Source organism: Ruegeria sp. BHSB064, assembly GCF_059613205.1.
On sequence record NZ_JBXWSB010000117.1, the window covers coordinates 1 to 13455 of the forward strand.

A 13455-nucleotide genomic window follows, 5' to 3' on the forward strand; every position below is an offset into this window, starting at 1 on the left:
GTAGTGACTTTACATCTTCAAACTCGATCGTCTGTCCTCGGAACCTGAATGACGATCCGTGTGCAATGACACGCAACCAACGCACACTGGAAAGCGATCGGATCAATTCGCGCGGGATTGCATCCGCCAATGATCTTCCGACCTCTAGGTCGCCGAGTGCTGAAAACGGCAACACTGCGATACATGGTGGTGCCCCGACTGTTTTCTGTTCAGTGGTTTCGGACGCTTCCAGTGCTGTGGCACATTCTGCCGACACCAGTTTGGCGGGTGCCACAAAGCGAAACCCTTGCCCGCGCAACGTACGGATGTATCTCTGAGCGCTCCCATCGTCGCCCAATGCCTGACGCAGAGACTTTATGCGGCCAAGGATTGTCCAATCCGAAACCACACGTCCAAACCATACACGTTGGACAATCTCGTCCTTGGCAACCACCCGATGGCGGTTTTCGAGCAAAAGAACCAACAGATCAAAGACTTGCGGCTCAAGCGCGACAGCTTTCACACCAAGGCGAAGCTCGCGGGTGTCAGTGTCTAACGTAAAGGCATCGAACTCGTATCGCATTCTCGTACTGCTCCCTCGGTCTTGCCATTTTAGCCCAAGCGAAGTCTCAAATACAGATTTCCAATGATCTCCCAAAAATCTCCCAATTGACTTCAAGCAGTCCATGCGGCGGCGCGGTAGAGCCATCGCATTCGGGCAATCCGCCCAGTCAAAAAAGAGTTTGGAGAATGACATGTCCCATCAAGAAACGCGATTGTCCGGAAACTGGCCAGCTGCCGGTTCAAAAGAAGTCGCTTCGGACTATTTCAACGCTGCCATGCGCGCGTTCAACATCTACCGAGGCGATCCCGTGGTGCTGGCCGACCAGGCGATTGAGGCCGCGCCGGACTATGCAATGCCGTATGTTCTGAAAGCCTATCTGTTCGGATTGGCAACCGAGCCTGATGCCGCAGCTGAGGCGCGGAACATTTTGGCGACAGTCCGTCCACTTGCTAAATCCGACCTGGAAAAATCGCATGTCGATGCCCTGAATGCTCTTCTCGCCAACAATTGGACAGAAGCTGCGGTCAAGTTGGACCGCCACAACATGACGTTTCCACACGATATTCTGGGCCTGCAAGCCGGTCATCTGATGGACTTTTACCGCGCCAATGCGCGTGACCTGCGGGATCGGATTGCACGGGTCCTGCCGAAGTGGTCGGAAGACCAACCGGGCTATTCCATCCTCCTTGGCATGTATGCCTTCGGGCTGGAAGAGACCGGAGATTATGGCCGGGCCGAAGCAATCGGTCGTGAAGCGGTCGAACGCGATCCGTTGGACTGCTGGGCGCAGCACGCCGTTGCGCATGTGCTGGAAATGCAGGGACGTGCTGAGGACGGGATCGAATGGATGGCGTCGCGCGAACCAAACTGGTCAGGGGATGACAACTTTTTCAAGGTCCACAACTGGTGGCACAAGGCGCTTTATCACCTCGACCTTGGTCAGGCCAATGAGGCGATCAAGCTGTACGATGCGCGGATCCGCGAAGAAAAAAGTGATGTGGCACTGGATCTGGTTGATGCCTCGGCGTTGCTGTGGCGCTTGCATCTGGAAGATCACGACATCTCTGATCGTTGGGCCGATGTTGCAGCCTGCTGGGACAACCATGCTGATGGCAAGCTGTATCCGTTCAACGATTGGCACGCAGCGATGGCCTATCTCGGCTCTGGTCGTGGTGATGAGGTTGATCGGATCCTCAAACAGTATCGCAATGCGCCCGCCGGCGGCGACGAGGTATCGCGTTGGGCCGCTGCCTCAGGACTACCCCTGATCGAAGGGTTCCAAGCGTTCTGGGAGGGTCGCTATGCTGATGCGACCGATGCGCTCCATAGTGCACGGTTTATCGCAAACTCTTTCGGCGGCAGTCACGCGCAACGGGACATTATCGATTGGACGCTGACCGAAGCCGCGCTTCGCTCTGGAAATCGCAACGCAGCTGAAGCCCTGGCAAACGAGCGGATTGCCGTCAAACCACACAGCCCCATCAATAAACGCTTTTTGGGTCGTGCAAGTGAGCATCCCAATCGTTCCGTGGCCTAAAGGCCGACGAGGCGAAGAAACTGGCGTGGGCAAATAGTCGCGCGCCAGATGACCTGATTGAGAGGACAAAAAATGAGAATTGAAATCCGCCATGTCGAAGCACAGGACGTATCGGACATCAAATGCATTCTAACCGATGATTCCGTAATGTTGGGCACAATGCGCCTGCCACATATTGCAAACGCCAATGTCGAGGCGCGTATCAAAACGGGACCGGGTGACTACAAACTGGTGGCTGATGTGGACGGCTGTGTTGTTGGCATCTGCTTTATGTCGTCGGCCCCCGACGTCCCACGCCACAATCACGCAGCCGAAATTGACCTGGTAGCTGTCCGCACCGATTTTCAAGGCAATGGAATAGCCAAAGCGTTGCTGGGCGCAATGCTGGATCTTTGTGACAACTGGTTGCAGCTGGAAAGGATCGGTCTGTTGGTCTGGTCGGATAACACGCAAGCCATCGAGCTTTACGAAGCGTTTGGATTTGAGCGAGAAGGCGTCATTCGCAGATACGCCCGTCGCCCGGGCGGATTCGTCGATGCTGTCATGATGGGCCGATTGTCGGACCAGGTCACAGCCGAAAGTTTGCGTCACAAAAATCAAGTACTACGCACACCGTGAAGGGAACCAAGCAGCCTTGCAACGCTATAATCGAAAACCGAAACGCTGCCTGAAGGTATCATACTTCGTGAATTAATCTGCAGGAAATAGGAGCTTCTTCCTCTGACACTTGAAACGTACCTTATCTACCTTGCAGCTGTAGCAGTATTTTTCGCCACGCCACCTGACACCAGTCAGCTTCTGGTCATCTCCAACAGTATCCAGCATGGCTTGCTTGCGGCCAAAGATCTTCAACCGCAAAGATAGGTTGTGTATCCTCACTGACCGGCTCAATGCTGTCACTCGATCCAGCCTCGAATTGCTGCGGGTGCAAGCCAAATTATTGCAAGTCGCGGCGCCTGCGAAACTTCAAGTTGGCCGGGCGGCAGTATCACAAACGAAGCTGCATTGTTGGTGGTTCTCGCGAACACACGTCGATGACCGGCGGCCGAGACTCTGTGACCCGCCAAATTCGATCATACACGAACCTTCCTGCTCACCATTTTCAGCTAGAAAAACCAAAGCCGTTTAGCTTTGCTCGCTTCCCGCTTCATCCATCCCAACTGCATGAGGGTTGGCCTTCACCCGTTTTAACATCCTCAACACTTCGGCTTTCCAGCCCGCTTTGATCTTCAAAGCCAGTTGAGACGGGGGTCTGTGGTCAGGCTCAAGAAGCGCGTATTCATACCTTAGCGGCTTCTCGAATGGCAAAAACGCGACCTTTCCGTTTGAAAGGTTTAGTTCTCGTTCTGTCGCGACGGTCAACGGATCCACGATTGAATAACACTGACCTGAACTTACAAACGGTATCAAAGGTAGAAAGTACTGACAGGTCACCGTTGGGTTATAGTTGGCGGAAACATCCTGAAACTCTTGTCGAATTTTGCGCTGGAACGGATGCGTGGAATGCAGCCCTCCCATTGGCGACCCGTCGAGGTCAGCGATGTTTACGATCTTTCGGGAAGCAAGCGGGCTGTCACTATCAACGGCGCAAAAACAATCTGCCCGGATCAGTTCTGTTGAATACTGAGGCTCTTTGCCGGCGGAATGTTCGAAATCTGCAAAGCCGAAATCAATATTCTGCGTGCCCGCGAGCTCCATAATCTGAGGCGAACTGCGCGTAGACAATGTGATGCGTATCTCGGGGTTCTCGCCGACCGATTGGCTAATGTAACGAGGGAACAAGAAGGCGGACGGACCTGGCATAGTGGCAATGTTGAGGCTTCCGGAATGTCCTTTGATCAGCCCTTCCATTGTGCTGGAAATCGTCGCCAGGCGGTCCAGAATACCTGTTGTTTCGGCCAATAGGTAATGCGCTTCGGGAACCGGGACCAATCGCCGTCCCTTACGCTCGAATAGTGTCAGGCCAAGGGACTTTTCAAGGTTCTTCAAAGCCAAACTGATCGCAGGCTGGGTGCGGTTCAGTTTCTTGGCGGTTTGAGAGATAGAGCCGGTCTCCATCACCTCGCGAAAAACGGTCAACTGCATAAGGTTCATAGTAAATGTATAAGCTAAACCTTAGTTTTGTGAAATATAACAAATTTGTATTTATGAAATTTGCTAATACGCTTGCGGGATCGAAATTCGGCCAAACCGAATCCGACGATCCAACTAGGGAGATGATGATGAAATTTGTGAAATGTTTGACGGGACTGGCCCTGGCGGGCGCGCTTGCCGCTCCGGCGCTGGCACAGGATCCAACCTTTTTCCGCATCGGCACAGGTGGCGCAGGCGGAACTTACTTCCCTATCGGCGGCACCATCGCAAATGGAATCTCCGCCCCTCCGGGTTCGCGCCCGTGCGAAGAAGGCGGCCAGTGCGGTGTACCCGGGCTGATTGCTATCGCACAATCCACCACCGCGTCGGTGTTCAACAACGCCGCCGTTCAGAACGGAGAGCTTGAGGCCGGTCTGGCCGCAGCCGACGTCACCCGCTCGATGTATCTGGGTGAGGGTAAGTTCGAGGGCAAACCTCACCCCAATCTTCGCATCGTGGCCAACCTGTTCCCCGAAGATCTGCACCTGGTTCTGCCTGCCGGTGAGACAATCAATGATCTGAGCGATCTGGAAGGTAAGCGCGTCGGCATCGCGCAAGCCGGTTCTGGTACGCAGGTTGCCGTGCTGCAGATGCTGGACGCCTGGGGCGTCAACCGTGACAATATGGATGAGGCTGAGCTGAACAACAGCCAAAGCGCCGAGCGTCTGGCTGACGGTCAATTGGACGCTTATTTCTACGCGGCAGGCTGGCCCGTTGCCGCGATGGTGCAGCTGTCGTCAACCAAGGGCATGAATCTGCATTCCTTCAGCGACGAAGACATGGCGAAGATCAACGAGATTATCCCAGCCTACATTCCCTCGACCATTCCAGGGGGTGTCTATGAAGGTATCGACGGTGAGACGAAAACACCTGCGGTCAGCGCGATGCTGGTGGTATCCTCGGAACTGTCCGACGAACTGGTTTATGGCCTGACCAAGGCGCTGTGGAACGACAACACGCGCAAGCTGCTGGACAATGGTCACGCCAAAGGTAAGCAGATCACTCCCGATACGGCGCTGGATGGTGTCGAGGCGCTGGGTGTGCCGCTACATCCGGGGGCCGAGAAATTCTATAAAGAAGCCGGTCTGCTTCAGTAAACGTACCTTACTGACACCTGTCGCCGGTGCCCCTGTGCGGGGCACCGCACTCTGGAAATTTGCGAAATCAGGGGGCCATCATGTCCGAGACCCAGAAACTTGATGACCACGAATTGACGGCCGAAGAGCTGGCGGCCATCGAAGAACAATTCGACGAAGGTGCCGCCGTCCGGCAGGTCACACCCGCCGCGGGCAAGGTGCTGCGCGTTGTTGCCCTGATTTTAGCGTTCTATGAATTCTTCACAGCCGGTTTTGGCCTGCCCGCCGACCATTGGCACATGGGTATCTATCTGGCGCTGCTGTTTATTCTGGTCTACGCAACAATTCCGATTATCGGCTCCAAGAACCTCTATGCACTCAAGGTCAGCCGGTTCCGTATCGGCAACATCCCTCTGTACGATTTGGTCTTTATGGCGCTTGGGATCATCGCGGCGCTGTATGTTGGGGTCGCATGGCGCGGCATTCCGTTTCTGGGGATCGAGGAACAGACGTTCCGAATGGGCAACCCGAACACCTATGACGTGGTTTTGGGCGTGGTCATCATCCTGCTGGTTCTGGATATCGCGCGCCGCACGCTGGGTTGGGTGCTGCCGCTGATCATCTGTGTGTTTATCTCATACGCCCTGTTGGGTCCGTATTTCCCCGGATTGCTGCAACATCCCGGTGTGAACTTCAAAACTTTCGTGTCGTCGATGTATTTCCCGCAGGAAGGCATCTATGGCGTCACCCTCTGGGTCGTCTCGACCATTGTGTTCCATTTCGTCCTGTTCGGCGTCATCGCGCAGCGCACCGGGTTGGGACAACTTTTCATAGACAACGCAACGATTTTGGCGGGCCGCTATACCGGTGGTCCGGCAAAGGTGTCGGTGGTATCCTCGGCGTTTTTCGGCACGATCTCGGGGTCCTCGGTGGCCAACACCGTTTCAACCGGCGCGCTGACCATTCCCAACATGAAGCGCCTTGGATACCCCGGCCATTTTGCGGGCGGGGTCGAGGCGGCGTCCTCAGCCGGTGGTCAGATCACCCCACCGATCATGGGGGCCGCTGCCTTCATCATGGCCGAGTTCCTCGAGGTGCCCTATACCACCATCGTAATTGCCGCAATTTTCCCCGCGATCCTGCATTATGTGGGCGTCTTTGCGGTGGTGCATCTGATGGCGCGCAAACTGAACCTGCAGGGCCTGGCGAAAGAGCAGCTGCCGCAGCTCAAGGCCGTCTGGGCCGAAGGTTGGGCCAACATCGTGCCTCTGATCGGTCTGCTGGTGGTGCTCTTCACGGGCTACACGCCATTTATGTCTGCCTTCTGCGGCATTTCTCTGGCGGTGATCGCAGGTATGTCGCGCATCAAGCAGCCGCCCACGCTGATTTATGCAGCGGCGTTCCTGGCCTTCGTGCTGTGGAAATTTTCGGATGGCGGGTTTGATCTGACAATGACGGTGATCCTGTGTGCCTTGTCGGTGATCGCGACGCTGAACCCGCAGAAACGCATCGAAGTACCCGAAATGCTGCAAGCGGTTGAGTTGGGCGTAAAATACTCGCTGGCCGTAGGCGCCGCTGCTGCCGCCGTCGGCATCGTCGTCGGTGTTATCAATACAACCGGCATTGGCTTCCGTATTGGGTTCATGGTCACTCAAGGCGCAGGCAATCTGGCCTCGGACCTGTACAATATGATCTCGTTCGGCAGCTGGCAGTTGTTTGCGATGGAAGACCTGCAACTGTTCATCTCGCTGGTCTTCATTGCCATCGTTTGCATCCTGATGGGCGCAGGCATCCCAACCACTGCGCTTTACATTATGCTGGTCTCGGTCGCACAGCCCGCGCTGGCGCAGCTGGGTGTCCCGCCGATCGCAAGCCACCTGTTCGTGCTCTACTACGGTGTGGTGTCCGAGATCACGCCGCCAGTCTGCACTTCGGCCTATGCGGCAGCGGCCATTGCGAACTCAAACCCGTTCCGAACTGGTCTTTCCGCCTTTACCCTTGGGTTGGGCAAGGTGATCGCGCCAATGGCCTTCGTCTATGCTCCGGTCCTATTGTTTGTGTCCTCAACCGGGTTCAACCTGTGGGAATTCACCTATACCGCCACTAGTTGTATCGCCGGGGTCATCGCCCTGTCCGCAGCCGTGGTCGGATATTGGCTGAAACCGCTGAACATCGCGTCACGTATCCTGATGGCCATCGCTGGGGTGATCTTTGTTGCACCCAGCCTGACGGCTGACCTGATTGCGCTTGCTGTCGCCTCGCCGGTCATTGTCAGCCAACTGATCACGCGCAATCGCAGCCATTCCCCGGCCTGATACGATGACAGAGCAAGTGACCATCATCGGCGCAGGGATCGTCGGCATCTGTTGCGCGCTGTCGCTGCAAGAACGGGGCATACCTGTCCGTTTAATCGACCGGAGCGACCCTGGCCAGGAAACCTCGTTCGGCAATGCGGGGGTGGTGTCGCCCTGGTCGATCATTCCGCAGGCAGTTCCGGGCATTTGGAAAAAGCTGCCCCAGATGCTGTTGGACCCGAAAAGCGCGCTTTCAGTCCGGGCATCCTTTTGGCCGAAGATGATCCCGTGGGGGCTGCGCTTTTTGGGTAAGTCTGGCGAAAAGACGGTTCGTGAAGTCTCGGATGCGATGGAGATTTTGTGCCGTCCGTCCATCGACCTATATCGCCGACACCTGGAAGGCACCGGGCACGAAGCCCTGATCACTGACAGCTACTATATCCACGCGTTCCGAAACCCGGAAGAGGCGGATCTTGAAGGGCTTGGCTATCTGATCCGTCGGGAAAAAGGCGGTGAACTAGAGCGTGTCGACGGCGCTGAATTGCGCCGCCTGGAACCTGCACTGTCGGAGGAGTTCAAGGCCGCGATTGTGATCAAAGGTCAGGCGCGCGCGACCTCTCCGGGACGATTGGGCGCTGTTCTGGCAGAAAAAGCGCATGCGCAAGGGGCTGAATTTGTGAGGACCGAAGTCACCGGGCTGAGCCACGACAAGGAAAGTGGTTGGCAGCTTTCTACGACGCAAGACGTGCTGCACGCGCGCCATGTCGTGCTTGCCGCCGGTGTTTGGTCTGCCGACCTGCTGAAACCTTTGGGGCTAACCGTACCGCTTGTAGCCGAGCGAGGGTACCATGTTGAGTTTCCAAGCCCTTCAGCTGTGCTGAACAATTCGGTCATGGATGTAGATGCAAAGGTCGTCGCAAGTTCGATGCAGGGCGGTCTGAGGGTAGCCGGCACGGCCGAATTTGGCAGCGTCGATGCCCCGGCCAATCCGCGCAAAGAACAGATTCTGACCGATCAGGCGAAGTCCATGGTCCCGGACCTCGATACTGGCGAGGCACAGTTCTGGATGGGGCGACGCCCTTCCTTCCCGGACAGTTTACCTGCCGTCGGGCCGGTTGATGGCATGGACGGGCTCTACGCCGCGTTTGGGCATTCTCACTACGGCCTGATGATGGCGCCAAAAACCGGAGAGCTTGTGGCGGATCTCGTGTCTGATCGCAGCCCGAATATAAACCTGGACCCATTCTCGCTGGCCCGTTTCTAAATCCCCTATTCGAAAGGACCTGAGCACCATGCCAATTTATGAAGGCGGCCAAAACATCTGCGGGGCTTCGATCGGGGTTTTGTGCCTTGAAAGCTATTTCCCTAAACCGCCCGGGCATATCAAGAATCCGTCCAGCCTTCCGTTTCCGGTTCTTTACGAAATGATCGACGGCATCACTGTCCCGACCCTGCTTAACAACCCGACGCCTGAGCTATTGGCACCCTTTATCAAGGGTGCGCAACGGCTTGAGGCCGAGGGCGTTCGGGCAATTACTGGAAGCTGCGGATTTCTGGCTTTGTTTCAAAAAGAATTGGCTGCGGCTGTTTCCGTGCCTGTCTTTGCATCCAGCTTGATACAGGTACCTCTGGCTTTTCACATGACCGGGGCGAATGCCCCGGTGGGCGTGCTGACCGCAGATGCATCTGCTCTGACGCAGAAGCATTTCGAAGGTGTCGGCGCGGCGGGCATTCCCGTCTCGGTGCAAGGTTTGGAGGACACCAGCGAATTCGCCGAGGTGATCTTGCAAAACACGCGCACCCGCATGGACACCGATCTGATTGAAGCTGAAGTCCTTGAGGCCGCGCGGCGACTTAAACACCAAGCGCCGGACATACGATCGCTGGTGTTGGAATGTACCGATTTGCCGCCTTATGCGGCGCGCCTTCAGGACGAGTTGCAGCTTCCCGTCTTCGATTTGACGACACTGGCGCAGATGGCGCATACCGTTGCGACGCGCCAATCCTATGTTGGCATCATGCCTTTGACGTAAAGGAACAACAGTATGGCGCGGAACTTGGAGGAATTAAGTGTCCGTTGACCTAACCATCCTGATGGTGGCCATCGGCCTTGGCGCAATGCTTCAAGTCGGCGTCGGCATAGGGTTTAGCATCCTTGCCGGACCGCCAATGATGATCCTGCTCGGGACATCAACCGCTGTTCCAATTCTGCTGCTTTTGAATACCGTCGTTTCAGCGGTCGCGACAGACCGACACGTGCTGAAGGCCGACCGCCAGACCATTCGCACGGCAATCATCGGATGCCTTCTTGGTGTGATCACTGGCCTTGTCGTATACCCCTGGCTGAGCGAGGCGTTTGTTCTTGCCCTAACAGCAAGCCTTTTGCTGATCGGGATTGTGACGACCCTGCTGCCCTTGCGTCGCACAATTGGAAAAACGGGGTTTTCGACCGTTTCATGCTTGTCCGGGCTGGCAACTGTTTGGGCAGCGACACCCGGCCCGCTGATGGTTTTCGGGCTGATTGCGAAAGGCCGCCCGGCCAAAGACGTTGCCAAGTTGGTTCAACCCATTGCGCTGGTGGCGTACGGCGTCGCATTTCTATTGCACAGCCTGTCTGAGATGCAAACTTTCACCTATGGCCCGCAGCTATGGGCCTTCGTTGCGCTCACATTGGTCGGCAGCCTTTTTGGTCGTGCATTGGGGGCCCATTTACCTCAGGCCTTGGTTACAACGGGTATCCGCGTGGTTTCTCTGATAGCCTGCGGCGTTCTTTTTCATCGCGCATTTTCGATCGCGTAAACTCGAAGGGCAGATGATGACACAAGACAACAATCTTGACAGATTTCCCCGCGCCCAGCTCATGACAGGTCCAACCCCTTTGGAGCGGTTGGACAGATTGTCTTCGGAGTTAGGCATCAACCTCTGGCTGAAACGCGATGATCTGACCGGGCTTGGGTTTGGCGGTAACAAAACGCGGCAGCTTGAGTTCTATTTCGGTGATGCCCTTCAGAAAGGTGCGGACACCATTCTGATTACGGGCGCAGTTCAGTCAAACTTTGTTCGGTCTGCTGCAGCCGCCGCCGCAAAACTGGGTATGCAATCCGTTCTGCAACTGGAAGAGCGTGTGTCGGATATGGGCGCGGCATATTACAACTCCGGGAATGTGTTGCTGGCACAAATTCTGGGCGCCGAACACATCACTTACCCCGAGGGAGAGGACGAAGTCGGTGCGGACGCTGCGTTGCACGCGCGTGCCGACGAACTGAAGGCGCAAGGGCGCAAACCTTATGTCATTCACCTGGGATTAAACCATCCGCCTTTGGGGGCTTTGGGCTACGTCGTGGCTGGACAAGAATTGTGTGACCAGATGACTGATATCGATGCGGTTGTCGTACCCTCAGGTAGTGGAGCCACACATGGCGGCTTGTTGACTGGAGTAGCCTTAGAAGAAAACGCCGCTTCTGTATTTGGCGTCTGCGTACGCAGGGATCGCGAAAAGCAAATGGCCCGAATGAACACCGTTCTGCAGAAACTGGCCGATTTGCTGGACATCGAAGCAGCGCCGTTGCAGGACAAGATCAACGTACTGGATGAGGCACTCCCCCCCGGTTATGGCAAATTAAGTGAAAAAACCCTCGCTGCCTTGGAAAAAATGGCGCGCACCGAAGGAATCTTTCTTGATCCAGTCTATTCCGCAAAAACCTTCGCGGGGTTGTTGCATCTGGTAAGTACAGGAGAAATCCAACCTGGTCAGAAAGTTGTAATGCTCCACACGGGTGGGTTGCCTGCGCTCTTCGGTTACCAAAACGAGTTGCTGGACAACCTATTCTAATTCCACCCAAAACCACCATAAAACTCACTAACAGGAATACCTCGAAACATGACTATTACCCGCATCGAAACCGGCCAACGCATGAGCCGGATCGTCAAACACAATGGTGTTGCCTACCTATGCGGCCAAACATCGGACGCACCCACGGTAACTGAACAAACACATGACATTTTGGCTAAGGTCGAAGACCTTTTGGCCAAAGCTGGCAGCGACAAGACCCGCATCTTGAAATGCGAAATCTGGCTGGCTGACATGGCCGACTTTGCCGAAATGAATGCCGTTTGGGATGCATGGGTACTCGAAGGTCACGCTCCGGCGCGCGCCTGTGGAGAGTCCAAGCTTGCCCGCGATGTTCTGAAGGTGGAAATGACTGTGACAGCCGCCTGTGACTGAACTGCTATCTGAATAAGTTGGTAAGATCGGTGAAATGCTTCGAGCTCTGTGGCAACCATAAGCTCCGAGTCTTTGCTTACTTGGCGGCAGGGCTATGCATACCAACGATCAAACACCGGGCTCATTAGCGTCCACAGCGGGCAAGAAATCATCGTCAAATTTTTTCGTAGGTGAAAGGTCTAAAGCGGTCGTTGCTTAAGCAGCGCTCCTCTGCGCTGTAGCGTCCGCATTGCCGACCTTCGCAGCGGGTGCGAAGTTCGGTTTCAGGCAAACGCACGCTTAGCGGACAAACTTGCCGCTCGCAGTAGCTTTTGTGAACTGAAAACAAACTCACAAACTCTTCGTACATTCGAGAATGACAAATGAAAGATTTTGCGAAGCAAAGATCGTTTCAGCGACAAGGGTGGGAGAAGGACAGATTCAAGTTTTACGTGCGACAATATAGCGGCTCTGGAGCATTGAGGCTTGATCAGAAGTAAAAAGGATATCGAAGCCTGCGGACGAAATTTTCTTCTCAAGCGCTGATCCAGACACGAAATCCACAAACGGGGCTTTCCCAAGAGCCTGCATGACTGGGATCGCAACCCGACTGATCATCGCATACTTGAATCCACCGCTCTCAGGTGCGCAGACGGTTTTGGATATGAAAAGCCCACCGCGTTTTGTGAGCGCGGAAATGTGCTCGAGCGCCTGGTCCAAATCGGGAAGGAGATGAAGCAAGTTATGCGCCAAGACCGCATCGTAAGAACCTTCGTCAAGACTGTGCTCACGAACTTCGGCCACTTTAAAAGTGACATTCTCCAATCCTTCTTTCGCACGTTTCTCATCGGCAATTTCGATCATGCCCGGAGCGAGATCCGTGGCCGTGACATGGGCAACATGCGGCGCAAGCAGCAGCGCGGTTGAACCCGTCCCGCACCCGATTTCCAGTACGTTGTCCTCGGCATTCAGGTACGACTTCGTCAGCTCGAGTGTTTTCAGATACCCTTCCATGTTGCGGATTGGGTCTGCCGCATACTTTCGCGAGATTTTACTCCAGAATGCAGCATCCTTGGATAAAGCAGCCATTTCATTACTCTCTTAAAAGGTTGTTGCCGTATCCTTTACTTCCAAACAATCATTTATGAAATTGCCACAATCCGCAGAACTGTTATGCATAAATGCATGAACTGGAAAGCCATCAATTTCGACTGGAATCAGGTACGGTCCTTTCTCGCGACAGCCGAAGAGGGCTCGTTTTCCGCTGCGGCGCGCGTACTCGAGCAAACTCAACCCACCGTCGGCCGTCAAGTTGCTGCGCTGGAAACGGCACTTGGTATCACCTTGTTTGAAAGAGTCGGCAAGTCGCTTAATTTGACGACAGCTGGCGCCGAGCTTTTGTTGCATGTCAGAGAAATGGCGGACGTGGCAAACAGGATTTCACTTACTGCGACAAGCCAGTCGCAAGCTGTTGAAGGGCAAGTCAGGATTACTGCGTCCGATGTGATGTCTGCCTATCAACTGCCGCCGATACTGAAAAAGATCCGCCTTGCGGCACCGCGACTGGAGATAGACGTTGTTGCTGCAAATGACTTACGAGACATACAGCGACGTGAGGCTGATATCGCAATCCGACATGTACGTCCAACTCAGCCAGATCTGACAGC

General features: G+C 55.1%; 13 protein-coding genes. 10 read left to right on the forward strand and 3 right to left on the reverse strand.

Annotation, left to right across the window (positions count from 1 at the left end; genetic code table 11):
* A partial coding sequence (locus AC2FNU_RS20265) for a winged helix-turn-helix domain-containing protein (protein WP_496791848.1) occupies nt 1-562 on the reverse strand: 562 nt, incomplete at its 3' end.
* A 172-nt stretch (nt 563-734) separates the two neighbouring features.
* Here AC2FNU_RS20265 and AC2FNU_RS20270 point away from each other — a divergent pair.
* Both AC2FNU_RS20270 and AC2FNU_RS20275 read left to right on the forward strand, forming a co-directional pair.
* Nucleotides 735-2081, forward strand: coding sequence for a tetratricopeptide repeat protein (locus AC2FNU_RS20270; protein ID WP_496791849.1), 1347 nt, complete (start codon nt 735-737; stop codon nt 2079-2081).
* Nucleotides 2082-2153: 72 nt separating this feature from the next.
* Nucleotides 2154-2699 (forward strand): GNAT family N-acetyltransferase, encoded by a 546-nt coding sequence (locus AC2FNU_RS20275; protein ID WP_496791850.1) that lies wholly within the window; start codon nt 2154-2156, stop codon nt 2697-2699.
* 507 nt (nt 2700-3206) lie between these two features.
* On the opposite strand, the gene AC2FNU_RS20280 is transcribed toward AC2FNU_RS20275, so the two are convergent.
* Nucleotides 3207-4175, reverse strand: coding sequence for a LysR family transcriptional regulator (locus tag AC2FNU_RS20280; protein WP_496791851.1), 969 nt, complete (start codon nt 4173-4175; stop codon nt 3207-3209).
* Nucleotides 4176-4303: 128 nt separating this feature from the next.
* Here AC2FNU_RS20280 and AC2FNU_RS20285 point away from each other — a divergent pair, with 128 nt between their 5' ends.
* The 7 genes from AC2FNU_RS20285 (at nt 4304) to AC2FNU_RS20315 (ending at nt 11809) form a co-directional block, all read left to right on the forward strand.
* Nucleotides 4304-5311, forward strand: coding sequence for a TAXI family TRAP transporter solute-binding subunit (locus AC2FNU_RS20285; protein WP_496791852.1), 1008 nt, complete (start codon nt 4304-4306; stop codon nt 5309-5311).
* A gap of 80 nt (nt 5312-5391) precedes the next feature.
* Nucleotides 5392-7605 (forward strand): TRAP transporter permease, encoded by a 2214-nt coding sequence (locus tag AC2FNU_RS20290; RefSeq protein WP_496791853.1) that lies wholly within the window; start codon nt 5392-5394, stop codon nt 7603-7605.
* A gap of 4 nt (nt 7606-7609) precedes the next feature.
* Nucleotides 7610-8848 carry an NAD(P)/FAD-dependent oxidoreductase gene (locus AC2FNU_RS20295; protein WP_496791854.1) on the forward strand — a complete coding sequence of 413 codons (1239 nt, stop codon included), beginning with the start codon at nt 7610-7612 and terminating at the stop codon, nt 8846-8848.
* A gap of 28 nt (nt 8849-8876) precedes the next feature.
* A complete protein-coding gene (locus AC2FNU_RS20300) occupies nt 8877-9617 on the forward strand; it encodes an aspartate/glutamate racemase family protein (RefSeq protein ID WP_496791855.1) in 741 nt (246 codons plus the stop codon).
* 37 nt (nt 9618-9654) lie between these two features.
* A complete protein-coding gene (locus AC2FNU_RS20305) occupies nt 9655-10383 on the forward strand; it encodes a TSUP family transporter (RefSeq protein WP_496791856.1) in 729 nt (242 codons plus the stop codon).
* Nucleotides 10384-10444: 61 nt separating this feature from the next.
* Nucleotides 10445-11416, forward strand: a complete 972-nt coding sequence (locus AC2FNU_RS20310) for a D-cysteine desulfhydrase family protein (protein ID WP_496791857.1) — start codon at nt 10445-10447, stop codon at nt 11414-11416.
* Nucleotides 11417-11464: 48 nt separating this feature from the next.
* A complete protein-coding gene (locus AC2FNU_RS20315) occupies nt 11465-11809 on the forward strand; it encodes a RidA family protein (protein ID WP_496791858.1) in 345 nt (114 codons plus the stop codon).
* 420 nt (nt 11810-12229) lie between these two features.
* Here the strand turns inward: AC2FNU_RS20315 and AC2FNU_RS20320 are convergent, their stop codons facing one another.
* Nucleotides 12230-12877, reverse strand: coding sequence for a class I SAM-dependent methyltransferase (locus AC2FNU_RS20320; protein ID WP_496791859.1), 648 nt, complete (start codon nt 12875-12877; stop codon nt 12230-12232).
* 96 nt (nt 12878-12973) lie between these two features.
* Between AC2FNU_RS20320 and AC2FNU_RS20325 the strand changes: the two genes are divergently transcribed.
* A partial coding sequence (locus tag AC2FNU_RS20325; protein WP_496791860.1) for a LysR family transcriptional regulator occupies nt 12974-13455 on the forward strand: 482 nt, incomplete at its 3' end.